Here is a 19,914-nt window from a genome sequence, read left to right as displayed (position 1 = left end):
CGGTCGGGTAAAGGTGCCAGAAAAACAATACCCTAGAACAGATGCCCGAAGCGTTCCGCCTTCGTCGCCAGGTAGCGGTCGTTCACGCCGTTGCCGGCGAAGGCGTGCTGCTCGCGGCTCGCGATCTCGATGCCGCAGGCCGAGAGCGCGGCGAGCTTGTCGGGATTGTTGGTCAGGAGGCGGATGCGCGGGATGCCCAGCAGCTGCAGCATCGTGCCCGCCACCAGGAAGTTGCGCTCATCCGCGCCGTAGCCGAGGGCGCGATTGGCATCGAGCGTGTCCAGCCCTTCATCCTGCAGCGCATAGGCCCGCAGCTTGTTCACGAGGCCGATGCCCCGCCCTTCCTGCGCGAGGTAGAGCAGCACGCCCGCCCCCTCCTCCGCCATGCGCCGCAGCGCGCCGCGGAGCTGCGGGCCGCAGTCGCAGCGCAGCGAGCCCAGCAGGTCGCCGGTGAAGCATTCGGAATGCAGGCGCGCGAGCGGCGCGCCGCCCCCGGCCAGGACGCCGGCCGGATCGCCGACCAGCATGGCAAGGTGCTCGATGCCGCCATCCGCCGCGCGGAAGGCGATGATCCGGGTCTCGGGCGCGTCCTCGAGCGGCACGCGGGCCTCGCCCACGGCGCGCAGCGTGGTCGCGGCGGATTCCGGATAGGCGAGGATATCGGCGGCCGAAACGCTCAGGAGGCCCGGCGCGTCGCGATCGGGGACCGGCGCGGCGACGAGGGCGGGCAGCAGCCGGCCGAGCTTCGCCAAGGCCAGCGCGGCGGTAGCGAGCGGCGGGAGAGCAGCGCGCTCCATGCCGCCGCCATCCGGCCCCAGCAGGAGCTCCTCGGTCGGATCGGCGAGGCGGCGCAGGGATTCAGGTGAGGTCAGGCCGGCGGGCAGGCGCAGGGCGGCCACGCCTTCATCCGGCGCGCTCAGGGGCACGGGGCGCTGCAGCACGGCGGCGGCACGCACCGGCGCCATCAACAGGACGGGCGCCGTCGCGGAAAGCCCAACGATCTCGGCCAACGCAGCGGCACTCACCGTCTCCGCCGCAGCGATGGCCAGGGCCTGGCCCTCGCCGCGCAGCAGCACGGGCGTGCCCCGGCGCAGATCCGAGATGGCCCGGTGCACGGCGCGCAACGCCAGGGTCTCGGCGACACTGGGCACGGAAAGCTGGTTCGCCGAGGCCTGAATGGCGTTTCTTTTCATCCGTCGATGATCCTGAGGAACTTATGCATAAGAGCCAAATGTGGCGATCGGATGCCGCCGCGCAGGGGGGTGTCGGCAAAGTTTCTCGCTACCGCACACCTGCCCCGTTTGCGTCGATCCTTTCCCCCGCGGCAAGGCGGATGCTATGCCGGTGACCTGCCTGTAACCGATGGGCCCGCATGCCTGGCCGAAAACTACTTCTCGTGACCGTCGACCCCGCGCTGGCGGTCCTGCTGCCGCAGCAGCTCGCCCAGGGGACGGATTTCACCGCCGAGGTCGCCCCGCCCGAGGAGGGTCGCGCGCGCCTCACGGAGATGGGCGGACGCATCGACGCCACGCTGCTCGACGCCGCTGTGCCGCAGGGCCCGTCGGCCTGGGGGCCGATGCTGCGCGAGGCGGGCGGCGGGCGGCCCGTGCTGCTGCTGGGCCAGGCGACCGACGAAGATAGGCCTGAGGTCCTGCCGCCGGGCATCAGCGGCCGCGTCTCACGCCCCATCCGGCTGCCGGACCTCGTGGCGCGGCTGCACGCCCTGCTCGCGACCTTCGAGGCCTCGCCGGAAGCGGCCATCCCGCTCGGCGACTATGCCTTTCATCCGGCGGCGAAGCTGATGCTGACCCCGGCCGGACGGCGGATCCGCCTGACCGAGAAGGAGGCGGCCATCCTCCTCTACCTGCACCGCACGGGCGGGCGGGCGGTGACGCGGGCGGAGCTGCTGGGCGAGGTCTGGGGCTATTCCAGCGCGGTGACCACGCACACGCTGGAGACGCATATCTACCGGCTCAGGCGGAAGATCGAGCCGGAGCCGCAAGCGGCCAAGCTGCTGCTGACGGAAGAGGGCGGCTACCGCCTGGGCGCCTGAGCGCGGCCTATTCGGGCGGCGTCATGGCCTTGATGAGGTCGAAGACGCGCTTGCGCACGGCGGGGTCGGAAATGCGGTAATAGGCCCGCACCAGCTCAAGCGTTTCGCGGCGCTGGAGCGTGTCGTCCTGGAAGCCGTCCTGCGCCTCGGCGAAGCCCGCGACGCGGCGCGCGAAGCCCTGGCTGCCGCCGACCGTGCCGGGCATGTCGTCGAAGAAGAAGCTGATCGGCACGTCGAGCACGCGCGACAGGTCGAAGAGGCGCGAGGCGCCGACCCGGTTCACGCCGCGCTCGTATTTCTGGATCTGCTGAAAGGTCAGCCCGAGCGCCTCGCCCAGGCGCTCCTGGCTCATGCCGAGCAGCGTGCGCCTCAGGCGGATACGCGAACCGACATGCACGTCGATCGGGCTCGGACGATGCTCCTTCTCCGCCCGCTCTCCGCTTCCACCGATCGCCATCGCTTCTCTCATGCCTGACACCCTGTACCTGACCAGCGCTCAGGTCATTCTCATGATTGGTACGCTCACGGGGTGCGTCGGGTTGCATTTTTTATGCGTGACAGGCCCAACGCGCCGGGGCTGCCCCACGGGGCATCCCCGAGCGTGACGAGCGCATAGCGCCACACCTTTGAAGCGTCAATATTTTTCCTAATTCTCAATAAATAAATAGACTACAGCTCATCTTCATTCCGGCTGGCCGGCCGGAGGCCCCCGAACAGGACGGCCAGCAGGAGCGACAACGCCGCCAGGCCGCCCGGAATCCACAGGCCGAGCTTCGCGAAGGGCGTCGCCGGCAGAGCGGCCGGAAGCGCCGCCTCGATGGTGCCAACCCCGCCGAGGCCCAGCCGCGTCACCTCGCGCCCGGAAGCATCGAAGACGGCGGAGACGCCGGTCTGCGCGGCGCGGACCATGGGCAGCCCCTCCTCGACCGCGCGCAGCCGCGCGGCCGCCAGATGCTGGTAGGGCCCGGCCGACCAGCCGAACCACGCATCGTTGGTCACGTTGAGAAGCCAGCCCGGCCGCTCCGCCCCCACAACCGCAGCGGGAAAGATGACCTCGTAGCAGATCAGCGGGCCGGGCGCCGGCAAACCGCCCGGCAGGGCCAGCACGCCCGGGCCAGGACCCGCCGAGAAATCGACGCCGCCCGTCACCATGCGGATCGGCAGCAGCCCGCCGAGCGGCATGTATTCGCCGAAGGGGACGAGGTGCGCCTTGTCGAAGACGCCCACCAGCTCGCCGGCGGGATCGACCGCGACGAGGCTGTTGTAGAGGCGCGAGAGCTGCCCCTCCTGGTTCCATTCCGCCCGCACGGTGCCGGCCAGCAGCATGCCGCCCGGCGGCAGGGCCTCAGCGGCGAGGCGCCGTGCCTCGGGGTCCTGGGCCAGCAGGAAGGGGCTCGCGGTCTCCGGCCAGATCACCAGCACCGGCTGGCCCGGATGCGCGGCCGTGGCGGCACGGGCGCCTTCCGCCGAAAGCCCGATATAGCGCCGGAAGATGGGCATGCGCTGCGAGGCGTCCCACTTCACCTCCTGCGCCACATTGCCCTGCACCAGCACCACGCGCACCGGCGTCTCGGCGGGCGGGTTATCGCGCAGGCGCCAGACGCCGAAGCCCATCCAGAGGACCAGCACGGCGAGGCCGGCCAGCGCGGCCCCGCGGCGGCGCAGCACCGGCAGCCCGGCCAGCAGGACGGTCAGGAAGGAAAGGCCATGCACGCCGATCAGGCTGGCGAGCTGCAGCGGCTCCGTCCGGAAGGCCCAGACCGTGCCCAGGAGGTTCCAGGAGAAGCCGGTGAAGAGCCAGCCGCGCAGGAGCTCCGCCACCACCCAGGCGCCCGCGAAGCCCAGCAGGCGCGGCCATCCCGGCGCAAGCCGCCAGGCCACGACGGCGGGAAGCACCGTGTAGATCGCCAGGGGCAGGGCCAGGCCGGGCGCGGCCAGCGGCACCAGCCAGAAATAGGCCGCGACGTCGGTCAGGATCGCATGGGTGACCCAATAGACGCCGGCGACGTGCTGCCCGAAGCCGAACCAGAAGCCCAGCCACGCTGCCTGCCGCCAGGTCGTGGCCCGGCCGAGGAGGGCGAGAAAGCCCGGGATGGTGAGGAGCAGGACCGGCACCGCATGGACCGGCGGCAGCGCCAGCACGGAGACCAGCCCCAGCAGGAAGGCGGTGAGCCGGGGCCGGGCGGCGAGGCGGGCGAGGGGCGATGCCATGCCTCGCCTATAGCCCGGATCGGCGGGAGGCGGCACGGGGCCACCCCCTTCGATCACGCCCTATTCCGCCGCCTGCGCCCCGTCGGCCGCGGGGCGGCGCACGCGCAGGCGCCGGATGCGGCGCGCATCGGCGTCCAGCACGCGGAACTCCAGCCCCGAGCTGTGGGTGAAGATCTCGCCCCGCGCCGGCACGCGGCCGGCCAGGTGCAGGACCAGCCCGCCCACCGTGTCGATGTCGGCGCCGCGTTCCTCCTCGGTGAGGAGGGGGCCCATCTTCTCCTCGAAGGTCTCGATCTCGGTGCGGGCATCGACTTCCAGCACGCCCTCGGCGCGCTCGACGATCTGGGGGGCGACGATCTCGTCATGCTCATCGGCGATATCGCCCACGATGGTCTCGACGAGGTCCTCGATGGTGACGAGGCCGTCGATGCCGCCATATTCGTCCACCACCAGGGCCATGTGGATCCGCGCCTCACGCATGCGCAGCAGCAGGTCGAGCACGGGGACGCTGGGCACGACCAGCAGCGGCTTGCGCAGGATGGCGCGCAGGTTGAAGGGCGCCTGGCGGCCGACGGCGGCGAAGATGTCCTTGATGTGGACCATCCCCACCACGTCGTCGAGCTGCAGCCGGAACACCGGGTAGCGGCTGTGGCCCTCGCGCTGGACCGAGGCCAGCGCCTGCTCCAGCGTCAGGTCGTCCGGCAGGGCGACGATGTCGGCGCGCGGCACCATGACGTCATAGGCGGTGGCGCCGCGCAGCTTGAGCACATTGCCCAGCAGGGCGCGCTCATGCGGGCCCAGGGTGCGGGCATCCGTACGGGCGTCGGGCGCCAGTTCGTCCGGCGCGTCGATGAGCTCCTCGACGCGATCGCGCAGGCTTTCCTCGCGCTTGCCGAAAAGGCCGCGGAGACGGCGGATCACGTCCGTTCTGTGAGGATGGTCGGAAGGCATCAGGCGGCCCACCTGGTCCGCCAGGGGTTGGGCAGGCCCAGCCGGCGCAGGATGCGGGCCTCGGCGCGCTCCATCACCACCGCCTCGCCGGCGACGAGATGGTCGTGGCCCAGCAGGTGCAGCACGCCGTGCACGATGAGATGCGCGTAATGCGCCGAAACGCTGCGCCCCTCGGACGCCGCCTCGCGCTTCACCACGCCGAGCGACAGCGCCAGGTCACCGAGGGTGAGGCTGCCATAGGGGGCGGGGAAGGACAGGACGTTAGTCGCCTTCTCCTTACCGCGGAAGCCGCCGTTCAGGCGGCGGATCTCGGCGTCGTCGGTCAGGAGGAGGGTGAGGTGGCCGGAGGCGCGCTGGTCCGCCAGGGCGGCCTCGACGGCGCGGCGCGCGAGCGCCTCGGCACGGGGCACGGCGCCCCTCCAGCCGGGCGCCGCGAAGACAATTTCGACATCCGAAAGCCCGGCAGCGGCAAAACCACTGTCGGGCAGACTACTTCCCGGCGACATCTAACTCCTTCCCAGCGGCGCGTCCCGCCCCCTGAGGGGGCCTGGAGGAACGACCGCTCTCCGCACGTCCATAGGCCGTCACGATCCGGCCCACCAGCGGATGCCTTACCACATCGCGCTCGTCGAAATGGGTGAAACCAATTCCAGGGACGTCACGCAAGATGGAAATAGCTTCTACCAGCCCCGACTTCTGGCCGGGGGGCAGGTCCACCTGGCTCGGATCGCCCGTGATGGCCATCCGCGTCCCCTCACCCATGCGGGTCAGGAACATCTTCATCTGGGCGGCGGTGGTGTTCTGGGCCTCGTCCAGGATGGCGAAGCAATGCGCCAGGGTCCGGCCGCGCATGAAGGCCAGCGGCGCGATCTCGATCTCGCCGGCGGCCAGCCGGCGCGCCACCTGCTCGGCCGGCAGCATGTCGTGCAGCGCGTCGTAGAGCGGGCGGAGATAGGGGTCGACCTTCTCCTTCATGTCGCCCGGCAGGAAGCCCAGCCGCTCGCCCGCCTCGACGGCGGGGCGCGAGAGCACGATGCGGTCCACCCGCCCGGCCTGGAGCAGGGCCACGCCCTGCGCCACGGCCAGGTAGGTCTTGCCCGTGCCGGCGGGGCCGACGCCGAAAACCATCTCGTGGCGCGCCAGCGATTCCATGTAGGCGGACTGCGCCGGCGTGCGGGCGGCGATGGCGCCGCGCCGCGTGCGGATCTGCGGGATGTCCTGCAGCGGGAGGCGCGGATCCTGCTCGGCCTCGCCCTCGGCCATGCGGATCGCGGCCTCGACCTCCGAGGCGGAAAGCGACTGCCCGCGCTCGAGCTGCCGCCACAGCCCGCGCAGGACCTGCTCCGCCATCTCGGTCCGCTCGCCCGTGCCGCTGATCGTGAGACGGTTGCCGCGGCTTGCCAATCGCACGCCGCATCGCTGCTCGATCCGCGCCAGATGGCGGTCGTGCTCGCCGTAAAGCAGCGGCAGCAGCGCGTTGTCCTCGAATTGCAGCGTGACGCTGCGAGGCTCGGAAGGGGGCGGGCCCGGGGGGCCGGAGCGGCCGCGGAGGGCGAGGGCGTTGCTCAAGCGGCGTTCTTCTCCTGTTGGGTTTCGGGCTCGATCTCCCCGTGAAGGGAGTAGGGGTGTCCGGCGAGGATGCGCACCGGCGCGATACGCCCCACGAGGGATGAATCCCCCATGGCATGGACGGGTTGCAGCCAGGGCGTGCGCCCCGAAAGCTGGCCGGGGCGACGGCCCAGGCCGGTGAAGAGGATGGGCACGGTCTGGCCCGCCTTGGAGGCGTTGAACTCGGCCTGCTGGTCCCGCAGCAGGGCCTGGACCTCCTGCAGGCGGCGGTCCTTGGTCGCCTCGTCCACGCGGAAGGGCGCGCCGGCCGCCGGCGTGCCCGGGCGGACCGAATACTTGAAGGAGAAGGCCGAGGCGAAGCCCACGCGGCGGATCAGCGCCATGGTCGCCTCGTGGTCCTCCTCCTTCTCGCCGGGATGGCCGGCGATGATGTCGGTGGACAGGGCAAGGTCCGGCCGGGCCTCGCGCAGCCGGTCGACGAGGCGGAGGTAATGCTCGGCCGTATGGCCGCGATTCATCGCCTCCAGCACGCGGTCGGACCCCGACTGCACGGGCAGGTGCAGGAAGGGCATGACGGCGGGGATATCGCGATGGGCGGCGATCAGCGCCTCGTCCATGTCCCGCGGATGGGAGGTCGTGTAGCGCAGCCGGTCGAGGCCCGGGATCTCGGCCAGGGCGTAGAGCAGCCGCGCCAGACCCCATTCGCTGCCGTCCGGCCCCTCGCCGTGATAGGCGTTCACGTTCTGCCCGAGCAGCGAGAGCTCGCGCGTGCCCTGGGCCACCATGCGCCGCGCCTCGGCCAGCACGGCGGCGGCCGGGCGGCTGTATTCGGAGCCGCGCGTGTAGGGGACGACGCAGAAGGAGCAGAACTTGTCGCAGCCCTCCTGGATGGTGAGGAAGGCGGTGACGCCCTGCGGGGCCGCGGCGTCCGGCAGGTGATCGAACTTCTCCTCGACGGGGAACTCGGTCTCGATCACGGCGCCGGCGGCCCGGCCGGCGCGGGCGACCATCTCCGGCAGCTTGTGGTAGCTCTGCGGCCCGAGGACGATGTCCACATAGGGCGCGCGGGCGACGATCTCCGCCCCCTCGGCCTGGGCGACGCAGCCGGCGACCGCCAGCACCATCTCCCCGCCCCCGGCCTCGCGCTCCTCCTTCAGGAGGCGCAGGCGGCCGAGCTCGGAGAAGAGCTTCTCCGTCGCCTTCTCGCGGATATGGCAGGTGTTGAGGATGACCATGTCCGCGCCCTCGGGCGCATCCACCGGCGCATAGCCGAGCGGCGCCAGGACGTCCGCCATGCGGCCGCTGTCATAGACATTCATCTGGCAACCCCAGCTGCGCAGGAAAAGCCGCTTCTTGGCGCCGGTGGACGAGGCCAGGGGCAGCCGGGGGGTCGTGTCGGTCATGAAATTCCCTCGCTGTCCGTCGCAAGGACGGTCCAGAGGGGGGAGATGCGGACACTGGGCCGCGTGGTCAAGAAGAGCGACCCCGTTCCGGTAAGGCGGGCTGCCATCCCATGGCGAAACGGTCTCAGAGGGGCACCGCGTCGGTCAAGGGATAAGAAGGCCCCGCTCAGGCCGCACGGGGCAGCACGTCCCGGTTCTGGCGCAGCGCCGCGGCGGTTGCCGTGACCGAATGGCCGATGCGGGCCGCCAGCGCCTTCCGGTCCGGCATCGCCTCGGGATTGATGCTCTCGCCCAGCACCACGCTGGCGCGCGTGCCGGTCCGGCGCAGCAGCCGCCAGGCGTGGCTGGCCGTCTCCATGTCGCCGTACCAGGCGAAGAGCGGCCGGTCGCGCCGGCCGATCGGCAGGCCGCCGAGCCGGTCATAGACCACCGTGACCGGCTGGATCTGCGCCGCGGCGCCGGCCACCGAGAAGAAGGAGGAGCGGAAGGGCAGCACGCGGGCACCGTCGCTGGTCGTGCCCTCGGGGAAGAGGACGAGGCTGTCGCCCTCCTCCAGCCGCACCCGCAGCTCCTGCGCTTCGGTCCCGGTCCGGCCCCGGCTGCGGCTCACGAAGACGGAGCGGCCGAGCCGCGCCACCCAGCCGATGACGGGCCATGTCGCCACTTCGGCCTTGGAGACGAAGCGGGCGTCGACCGTCGCGCCCAGCACCAGGATGTCCAGCCAGGAGGTGTGGTTCGAGACGTAGAGCGTTCGGGGCTTGTTGGCGGGCGTGCCCACCACGCGAAGCTTGAGGCCGATCAGCCGGCACATGGTGCGGAAGTAGAAGCGGGCGAAGCGGTTCTTCGCGGCGCCGCGGAACTGCAGCAGCACCGCCTGGATGGGAATGCAGAAGAGCGTGAAGAGCAGCACCGTCAGCAGGCGCCGCGCGGCGCGGAGCCGGCCGCCCAGCGGCCTGTCGCCCAGCACGTCGTTCCAGGCCTGGCCGGGAAGCCGCGGGCGGAAACGGATGGGCTTCGCCCTCTGGGGGCGGCGCCGCTCCGGCTTGCCGGTCGCGATCGAGGGGGCGGCGGCGGCGTCTTGGCTCATGAAGCTTGGCTATCGCCGGTTCCGCAACAGGGCAATGACGGCATGACGAATCCTCTGTGACACAACGACCGGGAGGAAGCCCCGCCGGCAGTCTGCCACGGATTCATGCCTTTTCACCCCGAAATGCCCGCTATTCCGCAGGCGGATCATCGCGCGGGCTGGCGACGGAAGATCACCGTGAGGTTGTTGGCCGGCATCTCCACCACGCGGTCGAGCGCGAAGCCCTCCGCCGCCGCCTCGACCTTCTCCAGCTCCCGCAGGCCCCAGGACGGGTCGCGCCCGCGCAGCTGGGCATCGAAGGCGAGGTTGCCCGGCGCGGTCGGCACGCCTGCCCGCAGGTAGGGCCCGTAGAGGACCAGCGGCGCGCCCGGCCCGAGCAGGGCGCGGGCTCCGCGCAGCAGGCCGAGCGTGGCCGACCAGGGCGCGATGTGGATCATGTTGACGCAGAGGATCGCGTCGGCCGCGGCCAGGGGCCAGGGCCAGCCCGCGGCATCCAGCGCCAGGGCCGAGCGGAGGTTCGGCAGGCCCGATTCCCGCGCCCAGGCGTCGATGCTGGCCCGCGCGCCCTCATCCGGGTCGCTGGGCTGCCAGGTCAGGCCGGGCAGCGCGGCGGCAAAATGGATCGCATGTTCGCCGGAGCCGGAGGCGACCTCCAGGACGGCCCCTTCGGCCGGCAGGGCGCCGCGCAGCGCCTCCAGGAGCGGATCGCGGTTCCGGGCGGCAGCGGGCGCGTAGCGTCGCGCATCCACCCCCGCCTCGCCGAACTGCGCCTTCCGCTCGGCCGGATCCATCAGGCCGGGACGCCCTTGCTCGTCGAATACTCGAAATGCAGCGCCTCGCCCGGGAAGACGCGGGGATGGATGGCATGGGCCGCCATCGCCGCCTCCGAGAAACCCTGCAGGATGAGCTTCAGCTTGCCCGGATAGGTCGCCATGTCGCCGATCGCGTGCACGCCCGGCACGTTGGTCGCGCAGGTGGCGGGATCGACCTTGATGTGGCTGTGATCGAGCCCGAGGCCCCATTCCGCGATCGGGCCGAGCTCCATGGAAAGGCCGAAGAAGGCCAGCAGGTGGTCGGCCTCCACGCGCTTCTCCTCGCCCTTCAGCGTGGCCAGCACCACGGCGTCGAGCTTCGAGCCGTCGCCCTCCAGCCCGTGCAGCTGGTAGGGGATGGCCATCTCGATCTCGCCGGCCGCCGCGGCGGCCTCCAGCTGGGCGGCGGTCTCGGGCGCCGCGCGGAACTTCGGCCGGCGATGCACGACGATCACCTTCGCCGCCACGTCCTTCAGGCTGAGCGCCCAGTCCACCGCGCTGTCGCCGCCGCCGGCGATCACCACGCGCTTGCCGCGGAATTCCTCCCGCTTCGTGACCATGTAGCGCACGGCGCCGCTGGCCTCGTAGCCGGGAAGCCCCGCCAGCGGCGGGCGGTTCGGCCCGAAGGCGCCGGCGCCGGCGGCGATGATGACGGCCTTGGCCGTCACGGCGCGGCCCGCGCTGGTCTGCAGCACGAAGCCGTCCGTCGTGGGCGTCAGGCGCTCCACGCGCTGGTTCAGCAGATAGGTGGGCGAGAAGGGCGCGGCCTGCTCGGCCAGGCGCTCGATCAGCGCGGCGCCGGCGATCTGCGGATGGGCCGGGATGTCGTAGATCGGCTTCTCGGGATAGAGCGCGCCGCACTGGCCGCCGATCTCCTCCAGCGTGTCGATGACGACGCTGCGCATCTTCAGCATGCCGCATTCGAACACGGCGAAGAGGCCGCAGGGCCCGGCGCCGATGATGGCCACGTCGGTGTCGATGTTCTCGCTCATGGTCCTCGCATGCCTCCCTTTGGCCGAACCGTCCAGCCTTCGGGACCGTGCTTTGCTAGTTGCGGCGGCCGGCGGCAAGATGGCGCCCTCATGGAGCTGATTCTTACCGATCTCGCCGCCACCGAAGCCCTCGCCGCGCGCCTCGCGCGGCAGGCCCGGCCGGGCGATACCCTGCTTCTCGACGGGCCGCTGGGCGCGGGGAAATCCGCCCTCGCCCGCGCTTTCCTGCGCGCCGCCGCCGGCGACCCCGCCCTCGAGGTCCCGAGCCCGACCTTCACCCTCGTGCAGTCCTACGACCTGCCGGGCGGGACGACGGCCCATCACTACGACCTCTACCGCCTTTCCGGCCCCGGCGGGCTCGGCGAGCTCGGCTGGGACGAGGCGCGGGAGGGGATCGTGATCGTCGAATGGCCGGACCGCCTCGGCGCCCTCGCCCCCGCCGATGCGCTGCGGGTGACGCTTGCGCCGGGCGAGGCGGAGGAGGAGCGCGTCGCGCGGCTCGAGGGCTGGGAAGGACGCCTCGCGTGAGCCAACGTTTCCTCACCACCCATGGCTTCGAGGGCGCGCGGCAGGAGCCCATGCCGGCCGATGCCAGCAAGCGCTACACCCGCTTGACCGGCGGCCCCCGTGGCGCCCTGCTCATGCAGACCCCGGATGCCGACTATCTGACGGCCTTCCTGCGCGTCGCGCGCCACCTGGCGGCCATTGGCGTGCCCGCCCCGGCCGTGATCGCCGTGGAAGCGGCGGAAAACCTCGCGCTGGTCGAGGATCTCGGCACCGCCAGCATGGCCGAGGCGCTGGATGCCGGCGCCGATCCGCAGCCGCTCTACCTCGACGCCGCCCGCAGCATGGCGCGGCTGCACGCCTCGCCCCCGCCCGAGGGCCTGCCGGCCTGGGATGCGGCGGCCATGTCCCGCACGGCGGCGGCCACCTTCCTGGACTGGTGGTGGCCGGCCGTCCTCGGCGCGCCGCCGTCGGACGCCGTCCGCGCGGAGCTGGATGCGGCGATCCGCGCCATGCTGGCGCCCTTCGCGGCCGGCGGGATCGTCCATCGCGACTTCTTCCCCGCCAACCTCATCCCCACCTCCCAGGGCATGGCGCTGATCGACTTCCAGGACGCGGCCGTGGGGCATTCGGTCTACGACCTCGTGTCGCTGGTGGAGGATGCGCGGCGCGACGTGGCGCCCGCTCTGCGCCAGGCGGTGATCGATGAGTACCTGACGCTCCGCCCGGAGCTCGGGGCGGCGGATCTGCGCGCCGCCATGGCCGTGCACGCCGCCCAGCGCCACCTGCGCGTCGCGGCCCTCTGGGTGCGGCTCGACCGGCGGGACGGCAAGCCGCATTACCTTGCCCACGGCCCGCGCTGCTGGGCGCTGCTGGACCGCGCCCTGGCGCATGAAGCGGCGGCGCCGCTCGCGCGCTTCCTCGACGCGCATGTGCCACGCGCGCTGCGAAGGAATCCCGCATGACAAGGGCCCGGACCTCCGCCGCGATGCCCGGCCGCAAGGCGGCCGGCGCCGCCCAACCGACCTCCCGGCTTGGCGCGCCGGTGGCGCGGCGAAGCCAGGCGGCCGAAGACCGCGCCCGGCGTCTGAGGGCCAAGCCATGAAATACGCCATGGTCCTCGCCGCCGGCCTCGGCCAGCGCATGCGGCCGCTGACGGCCGAGACCGCCAAGCCCCTGCTGCCGCTGCTCGGCCGCTCGCTGCTCGACCACGCGCTGGACCGCCTCGCCCAGGCCGGCGTCGAGGAGGTGGTCGTCAACGCGCATTGGTGCGCCCCCCGCGTCGCCGAGGCCCTGGCCGCGCGCGACGGCACGCCGCCCCGCCTGCGGCTGCAGCTGGAGCCCGACCTGCTGGAGACCGGCGGCGGCGTCCGCCGCGCCCTGCCCCGCCTGGGGGAGGCGCCCTTCGCCGTCGTGAACGGCGACGCCTATTGGCTGGATGGGCCGAGCCCCGCCCTTTCCCTGCTCAGGCGGCATTTCGACCCGGCGCGGATGGATGCGCTGCTGCTGCTGGTCCGCACCTCGCAGGTCGAAGGCGAGGTCGGCCGTGGCGATTTCTTCCTGGATGGCGCGGGGCGGCTGCGGCGGCCCCGGGGGACCGAGGTGGCGCCCTTCATCTTCGGCGGGCTCCAGGTCATGGCGCCAGCCCTGGTCGCACCTGAGCCGGAGGGGCGCTTCAGCCTCAACCGCTGCTTCGACCGCGCCATCGAGGCCGGGCGCCTTTTCGGCCTCGTGCATGACGGCGCCTGGTTCCACCTGTCCACGCCCGCCGATCTGGCGCGAACCGAGCGGCGGTTGCGCGCCGGGCTGCTCAGCCACTTCCGGTGAAGCTCTTCTCCATCGCGCCAGGGCAGCCCTTCCTGCCCCGGCTGGCCCAGGGCGCCCTGGCCCGCCTCGGGACGGGCGAGCGGCTGGCGGCGGCGACCATCCTGCTGCCCACGCGCCGCGCCGCGCGCGCCCTGCAGACGGCCTTTCTCCGCGAGGCGGAGGTCCCCGCCCTGCTGCTGCCGCGCATGCGCGCCCTGGCCGGCCTCTCGGTCGAGGATGCGGACGAGCTCGCCCTGCCCGCCTTGCTGCGCCTGCCGCCCGCCGTGGACCCGCTGCGCCGCCAGGCGGTGCTGGCCGGCTTCTCGGCCCGCCGCCCGCCCGCCCGCGGCGGCCCGCCCACGGCCGAGCATGCCTGGGCGCTGGGACTCGAGCTCGGCAAGCTGCTGGACGAGATCGCACTGGAGGAGGCCGCGCCCCTCCCCGACGACCCGGCCCTGCTGGACCATCTCTGGCTGGAACGGCTGGAGGCGCTGGCCCCCGAGGCGCTGGCCGTCCACTGGCAGATCACGACGATCTTCCTGCGCGGCGTGGTGGAGGAGTGGCACGGCTGGCTGACCGACCAGGGCCTGCTCGACATCGGCGTGCGCCGCGTGCTCGCGCTCCGCGCCCAGCGCGAGGCCTGGGAGCGTGAGCCGCCGCAGGGCGCCGTGATCGCGGCGGGCATCGGCATGGGCGGCACGGTGCCGGCCGCGGCCGACCTGCTGCGGACCATCGCCACCCGCCTGCCGGAGGGCGCCGTGGTGCTCCCGGCCGAGGACGCCGCCACCGCCGCCCTCCCCTTCGAGGAGCTGGCCGAGGCGCCGACCCATCCCTTCGCCGGCCAGCGCCGCATGCTCGCCCGCCTGGGCGCGACCATGGCCGATGCCCTGCCCTGGCATGGCGAGGGCTCGGGCGAGCGCCCGGCGCTGCTCGGCACGGCGCTGCTGCCGGCCGGACACCTCCAGCCCTGGCAGGCCCGCGACCCGGCGCGGTGGCGGGACGCCATGGCGGGCCTCTCCCGCATCGAGGCGAGCGACAGCCAGCACGAGGCTGCGGCCATCGCGCTGGCGCTGCGGGGCGCGCTGGAGCGCCCCGGGGCGCGCGCCGCGCTGATCACCCCCGATCGGGACCTCGCCCGGCGCGTCGCCGCCGAGCTGCCGCGCCACGGCATCCTCGCCGACGATTCGGCCGGCCAGCCGCTCTCCGACACGCCGCCGGGCATCTTCCTCCGGCTGCTGGCGCATCTGGCGGCGGAGGAGTGCGGGCCGGTGGCGCTGCTGGCCGTGCTCAAGCACCCGCTCTGCGCCGCGGGGCAGGAGCGCGACGAATGGCTCGCCTCGGTCCAGTTCCTGGAACGCGCGCTGCTGCGCGGCCCCGCCCCGGCACCCGGCCTGGGCGGGCTGCGCGCCGCCCTGTCGGGCCTGCGGGAGCCCGAGGCCGCGCGGCGCCTGGCCGCCCTGCTGGACGCGCTGGAGGCCGCGCTCGGCCCCTTCCACCACCTGCCCCGCGGCCTGCTGCGCCCGCCCGCCGACCTGCTCGCCGAGCACCTGGCGGCCGCCGAGGCCCTGGCGAGCACGCCAGAGCTGCCGGGCGGGCTGCGGCTCTACGCTCAGGCTGAGGGCGAGGCGCTGGCCCGCCACCTCGCCGCCCTCGCCCCGGCCATGGCCGAGCTGCCGCCGATCCCGCCGGCCGAATGGCCGAGCCTCTTCGAGGCGGCGCTGGCGCAGGGCATCACCCGGGCGCCCCGCATCTCGCGCGGGCGGCGCGATTCGGCGCATCCGCAGGTGGAGATCCTAGGTCTGCTGGAAGCCCGGCTGCTGGACTTCGACTGCGTGGTCCTGGGCGCGCTGGACGAGACGATCTGGCCGCAGGCCGCCGATCCCGGCCCCTGGATGAGCCGGCCCATGCGGCGCGAATTCGGCCTGCCCTCGCCCGAGCTGCGCATCGGCCGCGTGGCGGCGGATTTCTTCCTCGCCGCCTCCTCGGCGCGGGAGGCCGTGCTGTCCCGCGCGGCGCGGCGCGGCGGCGCGCCCAGCGTGCCCGCCCGCTGGCTGACCCGGCTCGACACCTTCCTCGCCGGGCAGGAGCGCGGGCTGGGGATCGGGAAGAACCCCTGCGCGGACTGGGCGCCCCTGCTGGACCAGCCGGCCGAGGTGCGGCCCTGCCCGCGCCCCGCGCCGCGCCCACCCGCCGCGGCCCGGCCCGATCGCCTCACCCTCAGCGACGTCGCGACGCTGCTGGCCGATCCCTACGCCTTCCACGCGCGCCGCATCCTCCGGCTCGCGCCGCTCGACCCGCTGGAGCAGGAGCCGGGCGCGGCCGATTACGGCAACCTGATCCATGACGCGATCCATCGCTTCCTGCGCGCCCTGCCGCGCCCCTGGCCGGGGCACGACGCCGCCGCCGCGCTGTGGGAGGCGGCCGCGGCCACCGCGCTGGAGCGCGCGGCGCTGCGGCCGGCCGTCGAGGCCCTGTGGCGCGTCCGCCTCGCCCGGGTGGGCGATTTCGTGGCCGCCATGGAGGCGCAGCGCCAAGGCGAGGTGCATCAGCTCTGGGCCGAGCTGCCGGGCCGGCTCGAGCTCCATCGGCAGGGCCGTACCGTCGTGCTGGAGGCGCGGGCCGACCGCGTGGAGCGGCTGGCCGACGGCAGCTACCGCATCCTCGACTACAAGTCCGGCACCGTGCCCTCGAAGAAGGACGTCGAATCCGGCACCGCACCGCAGCTGCCGCTGGAGGCGCTGATGGCCGCGCGCGGCGCCTTCCGCGACCTCCCGGCCGGCGCCGTCTCCGCCCTGGAGTACTGGCGCCTGACCGGCGCGATGGAGCCAGGCAGCGTCCTGGCGCCGGACATCGACATCGCCGAGGCCGTCGCCAATGCCGAGCGCGCTTTGACCCGCCTGGCCGAAGGCTTCCTGCTGGGCGACCGGCCCTTCCTGGCCAGCCCGCATCCGGGGCGCCGCGCCGCGCCCGACTACCGCCACCTGGCGCGCACCGCCGAATGGTCGGCCGAGGGCGAAGAATGACCTCCGCTCGCGACATCGCCCAGCGCAGCCAGAACGCGGCCTCCGACCCCGCGGTCTCGGCCTTCGTCACGGCCTCCGCCGGTTCGGGCAAGACCAAGCTGCTGACCGACCGGCTGCTGCGCCTGATCCTGGGCGGGGCGCGGCCGGAGCGGCTGCTCTGCCTCACCTTCACGAAGGCCGCCGCGGCCGAGATGGCCACGCGACTCAACCATCGCCTGGGCGACTGGGCGGTCGCCGCGCCGGATGCCCTGGCCGCCGACCTCCGCCGGTTGTTGGAGCGCGACGCCACGCGCGCCGAGACCGAGCGCGCCCGCGCCGCCTTCGCCGCCGTGCTGGAGCTGCCGGGCGGCATGCGGATCGCGACGCTGCATGGCTTCGCCCAGTCCCTGCTCCAGGCCTTCCCGCTGGAGGCCGGCCTGCCGCCCGGCTTCTCGGTGCTGGAGGAGATGGACGCCGCGGCCGAGCTCGCCACGGCGCGCGACGCCGCGCTGCCGAGCCACGAATCGCTCCCGCTGCTGGCGACGCTGGCCTCGGCCAAGGCGCTCGGCGGGCTGATGGGCGAGCTGCGCCGGGCCGAGCCCCGGCTGGACGCCGCCATCCGCCGCGCGGGCGGGACAGCGCTCCTCTCGCCGCGCATCGCCCGCGCCCTGGGCCTGCCGCCGGGCGTCACCACGGCGGAGCTGCACCACGACCTCGCGCATTCGCCGCAGGAGGCGGAGCTGTGCCGCGCGGCGGCGATGCTCGTCGCCAGCACCAATGCGAACGACCAGAAGCGCGGCGCCGCCATCCGGCGGTTCCTGGCCCTGGCCACGCCGCAGGAACGCGTGGCGGCGCTGGCCGACTGGCAGGCCATCTTCCTGACCCAGACCGGCACGGCGCGCTCGGAAAAGCTCCTCGCCACCAAGGGCGGCATGGGCGCCGAGATGCAGGCGCAGGCTCTGGCCATTCTCTGCCCGGAATGCGAGCGCCTCGTCGCGCAGCTGGAGGCGCTGAAGGCGCTGAACCTCTTCGAGGCGACGGAGGCCGCGCTGGGCCTCGGCCTGCCGGTGCTGAGCCGCTTCCGCCTCGCCAAGGAGCGCATCGGCCGGCTGGACTATGACGACCTCATCGCCGCCGCCGGCCGGCTGCTGCAGGATCCGGGCTCGGCCTGGGTGCTCTTCAAGCTCGACGGCGGCCTCGACCATGTCCTGCTGGACGAGGCGCAGGACAGCAATCCCGAGCAATGGGGCATCGCCCGCGCGCTGACCGGCGACTTCTTCACCGGCCGCGCCACGCGCGAGGACGCGCCGCCGCGCACCGTCTTCGCGGTGGGCGACGTGAAGCAGTCCATCTACGGCTTCCAGGGCGCCGACGCCGCCGGCCTGCCGCGCGCGCAGACCGAGTTCGCCGCGATCGTGAAGGCGGCGGAGGAGACCTTCCGCGCGGTCTCGCTCGAAGTCTCCTTCCGCTCCGCCCCGCCGGTGCTGCAGCTGGTGGACGCGGTCTTCATGGCCGGGCCGGCTTGCCCTGGCGTGATCCCGCCGGGCGAGACGCTGAAGCACATCCCAGACCGCGGCGGCGCGGCCGGCCTCGTGGAGCTCTGGCCCCTCCAGACCCCCGACGCGGCGCAGGAGCCGCCGCCCTGGGAGGTGCCCGAGACCCCCACGGCCGAGGCCGGCCCCGACGCGCGCCTGGCCGCGGCGCTGGCGCGGCGCCTGCGCCACATGATCGACCATGAGCGCCTGCCCGCGCGCCATGAGGGCGACCCCGAACAGGGCCGCCGCATCCGCCCCGGCGACATCCTGGTTCTGGTCCGCCGGCGGGATGCCTTCCTGGCCCAGCTCGTCCGTGCGCTGAAGGAGCAGGACGTGCCGGTCGGCGGCGTGGACCGCATGGTGCTGATCGAGCAGCTCGCCGTGCAGGACGTGCTGGCCGCGCTCGACGCCCTGCTGCTGCCGCAGGACGACCTGCAGCTCGCCGCCGCGCTGAAATCGCCGATCTTCGGCCTGGACGACGAGGACCTCTTCGCCCTCGCCCATGGGCGCCCGGCCTCGCTGCACGTGCAGCTGATGGCCGAGCGCGGCGCCGAGACGCGGATCGGCCGTGCGGCCGACCTGCTGGCCGCGCTGCAGTCCCGCGCCAGCCACCTGCCGCCCCATGCCCTCATCGCCGAGTTGCTGGGCGAGCGCGGCGGGCGCGCCCGCCTGCTGGCCCGCCTGGGCCCCGACGCCGCCGACCCGCTGGACGAGCTGCTGACCGCGGCCCTGGCGCATGAGCGTGCGCATCCGGCCTCCCTGCAGGGCTTCCTGCACTGGCTCCGCCGCGCCGCCGCCGAGGTCAAGCGCGAGCCGGACACCAGCGCCGACCTCGTGCGCGTCATGACCGTGCATGGCGCGAAGGGGCTGCAGGCGCCCATCGTCATCCTGCCCGACACCACCGGCTCGCCGCCGCGCTCGGCCGGGCTGCGCTGGACCGAGGACGAGCTTCCCCTCTGGGCGCCCCGCAAGGAGGGCTTCGCCGCCCCCGCCTATGAGACCGCCGACCTCGCCCGCGCCGAGCGGGAGAACGAGGAGAGCAACCGCCTGCTCTACGTCGCCCTGACCCGCGCCGAGGACCGCCTGCTGGTCTGCGGCTGGCATCGCGGCAAGAAGCCACCGGACGAGTGCTGGTACCGCAAGATCGAGGCCGGCTTCCGCAACCTCGACGCGCTGGAGGAGATCACCTTCGCGCCGCAGGAATGGGGCGCCGACCCGGCCGGCTTCGCCGAAGGGCCGCTGCTGCGGCTCTCCTCGGCGCAGACGGACCCGCGCCGCGACGAGGCGCGCCGCCTGGCCGGCGCCGCCGCGACCCTGCCGGCCTGGGCGCGCGAGCCCGCCCGGGCCGTGGAGGCCCCCGGCATCGCCACCCCCTCCCACATGGAGGATGACGAGGTGGAGCTGCCGGCCGCCGCGCCGCATGCGCCGGGCGATCCGCTGGGCCGCCGGTTCCGCCGGGGCAACCTCATCCACGCGCTGCTGCAATCCCTGCCCGACCTGCCGGAGGCCGACCGCACCGCCGTGGGCCGCGCCTATCTGTCGCGCCCCGGACAGGGGCTCGACGCGGCCCAGGCGGAGGAGATCCTGGCCGAGGCGCTGGGCGTCATGGCCGACCCCGCGATTGCGCCCCTCTTCGGGCCCGGCAGCCTGGCGGAGGCGCCGCTGGCCGGGCGCATCGGCGGGCGCCTGATCCTCGGCCAGGTGGACCGGCTGCTGGTCGAGCCGGACCGGATCCTGGTGCTGGACTTCAAGACCAACCGCCCGCCGCCGCGGTCGCCGGAGGCCGCGCCCCCGGCCTATCTGCGGCAGATGGCGGCCTATCGCGCCGTACTCGGCGCGGCCTTCCCGGGCCGTCCGGTGGAATGCGCCCTGGTCTGGACCTATGGCGCGCGGGCCATGCCTTTGCCCTCCGCGCTGCTCGATCGCCACGCCCCGGCTTGACCCGGAGCGGAGGCGACACGACTTTCCCCCTGTTGAAATCGAGGACCC

At 73.5% G+C, this 19,914-nt stretch carries 16 protein-coding genes; 6 read left to right on the top strand and 10 right to left on the bottom strand.

Annotation, left to right across the window (positions count from 1 at the left end; genetic code table 11):
• Positions 1-32: 32 nt before the first annotated feature.
• Entirely contained in the window at positions 33-1,193 is a 1,161-nt protein-coding gene (locus tag KHU32_RS06030) for a GTP cyclohydrolase II (protein WP_213669099.1), read from the bottom strand.
• A 203-nt stretch (positions 1,194-1,396) separates the two neighbouring features.
• Between KHU32_RS06030 and KHU32_RS06025 the strand changes: the two genes are divergently transcribed.
• A complete protein-coding gene (locus KHU32_RS06025) occupies positions 1,397-2,053 on the top strand; it encodes a response regulator transcription factor (RefSeq protein ID WP_347265509.1) in 657 nt (218 codons plus the stop codon).
• 7 nt (positions 2,054-2,060) lie between these two features.
• Here the strand turns inward: KHU32_RS06025 and KHU32_RS06020 are convergent, their stop codons facing one another.
• The 9 genes from KHU32_RS06020 to KHU32_RS05980 all read right to left on the bottom strand — a co-directional run bounded on the left by KHU32_RS06020 (position 2,061) and on the right by KHU32_RS05980 (position 11,078).
• Positions 2,061-2,510 (bottom strand): helix-turn-helix domain-containing protein, encoded by a 450-nt coding sequence (locus KHU32_RS06020; protein ID WP_213669097.1) that lies wholly within the window; start codon positions 2,508-2,510, stop codon positions 2,061-2,063.
• Positions 2,511-2,722: 212 nt separating this feature from the next.
• Positions 2,723-4,264, bottom strand: coding sequence for an apolipoprotein N-acyltransferase (gene lnt, locus KHU32_RS06015; protein ID WP_213669096.1), 1,542 nt, complete (start codon positions 4,262-4,264; stop codon positions 2,723-2,725).
• 60 nt (positions 4,265-4,324) lie between these two features.
• Positions 4,325-5,185, bottom strand: coding sequence for a hemolysin family protein (locus tag KHU32_RS06010; RefSeq protein ID WP_314075475.1), 861 nt, complete (start codon positions 5,183-5,185; stop codon positions 4,325-4,327).
• Between the two features lie 29 nt (positions 5,186-5,214).
• Positions 5,215-5,625 (bottom strand): rRNA maturation RNase YbeY, encoded by a 411-nt coding sequence (ybeY, locus tag KHU32_RS06005; protein WP_314075473.1) that lies wholly within the window; start codon positions 5,623-5,625, stop codon positions 5,215-5,217.
• Positions 5,626-5,704: 79 nt separating this feature from the next.
• On the bottom strand, positions 5,705-6,709 hold the full coding sequence (locus tag KHU32_RS06000; protein ID WP_249680828.1) for a PhoH family protein: 1,005 nt from the start codon (positions 6,707-6,709) through the stop codon (positions 5,705-5,707).
• Between the two features lie 71 nt (positions 6,710-6,780).
• On the bottom strand, positions 6,781-8,187 hold the full coding sequence (gene miaB / locus KHU32_RS05995) for a tRNA (N6-isopentenyl adenosine(37)-C2)-methylthiotransferase MiaB (protein WP_213669092.1): 1,407 nt from the start codon (positions 8,185-8,187) through the stop codon (positions 6,781-6,783).
• A 166-nt stretch (positions 8,188-8,353) separates the two neighbouring features.
• A complete protein-coding gene (locus tag KHU32_RS05990; RefSeq protein WP_213669091.1) occupies positions 8,354-9,274 on the bottom strand; it encodes a lysophospholipid acyltransferase family protein in 921 nt (306 codons plus the stop codon).
• A gap of 146 nt (positions 9,275-9,420) precedes the next feature.
• Entirely contained in the window at positions 9,421-10,065 is a 645-nt protein-coding gene (locus KHU32_RS05985) for a DUF938 domain-containing protein (protein ID WP_213669090.1), read from the bottom strand.
• Positions 10,065-11,078 (bottom strand): NAD(P)/FAD-dependent oxidoreductase, encoded by a 1,014-nt coding sequence (locus tag KHU32_RS05980; protein WP_213669089.1) that lies wholly within the window; start codon positions 11,076-11,078, stop codon positions 10,065-10,067. The genes KHU32_RS05985 and KHU32_RS05980 overlap by 1 nt, the downstream gene beginning before the upstream one ends.
• Before the next feature lie 90 nt (positions 11,079-11,168).
• Here KHU32_RS05980 and tsaE point away from each other — a divergent pair, with 90 nt between their 5' ends.
• The 5 genes from tsaE to addA all read left to right on the top strand — a co-directional run bounded on the left by tsaE (position 11,169) and on the right by addA (position 19,866).
• Entirely contained in the window at positions 11,169-11,606 is a 438-nt protein-coding gene (tsaE, locus tag KHU32_RS05975; RefSeq protein WP_213669088.1) for a tRNA (adenosine(37)-N6)-threonylcarbamoyltransferase complex ATPase subunit type 1 TsaE, read from the top strand.
• On the top strand, positions 11,603-12,547 hold the full coding sequence (locus KHU32_RS05970) for an aminoglycoside phosphotransferase family protein (protein WP_314075464.1): 945 nt from the start codon (positions 11,603-11,605) through the stop codon (positions 12,545-12,547). Before tsaE ends, KHU32_RS05970 begins: the two co-directional genes overlap by 4 nt.
• Before the next feature lie 136 nt (positions 12,548-12,683).
• The gene (locus tag KHU32_RS05965) at positions 12,684-13,409 is read left to right on the top strand and encodes a nucleotidyltransferase family protein (RefSeq protein ID WP_213669087.1); all 726 of its coding nucleotides are present in this window, start codon (positions 12,684-12,686) and stop codon (positions 13,407-13,409) included.
• On the top strand, positions 13,406-16,411 hold the full coding sequence (addB, locus tag KHU32_RS05960; protein WP_213669086.1) for a double-strand break repair protein AddB: 3,006 nt from the start codon (positions 13,406-13,408) through the stop codon (positions 16,409-16,411). Before KHU32_RS05965 ends, addB begins: the two co-directional genes overlap by 4 nt.
• Positions 16,408-19,866 carry a double-strand break repair helicase AddA gene (gene addA / locus KHU32_RS05955; RefSeq protein WP_213669085.1) on the top strand — a complete coding sequence of 1,153 codons (3,459 nt, stop codon included), beginning with the start codon at positions 16,408-16,410 and terminating at the stop codon, positions 19,864-19,866. Before addB ends, addA begins: the two co-directional genes overlap by 4 nt.
• Positions 19,867-19,914: the final 48 nt, after the last annotated feature.

Origin of the sequence: Roseococcus pinisoli (genome assembly GCF_018413645.1) — a bacterium.
Lineage (GTDB): Bacteria > Pseudomonadota > Alphaproteobacteria > Acetobacterales > Acetobacteraceae > Roseococcus > Roseococcus pinisoli.
This window is presented reverse-complemented; position numbering and strand designations above follow the sequence as displayed.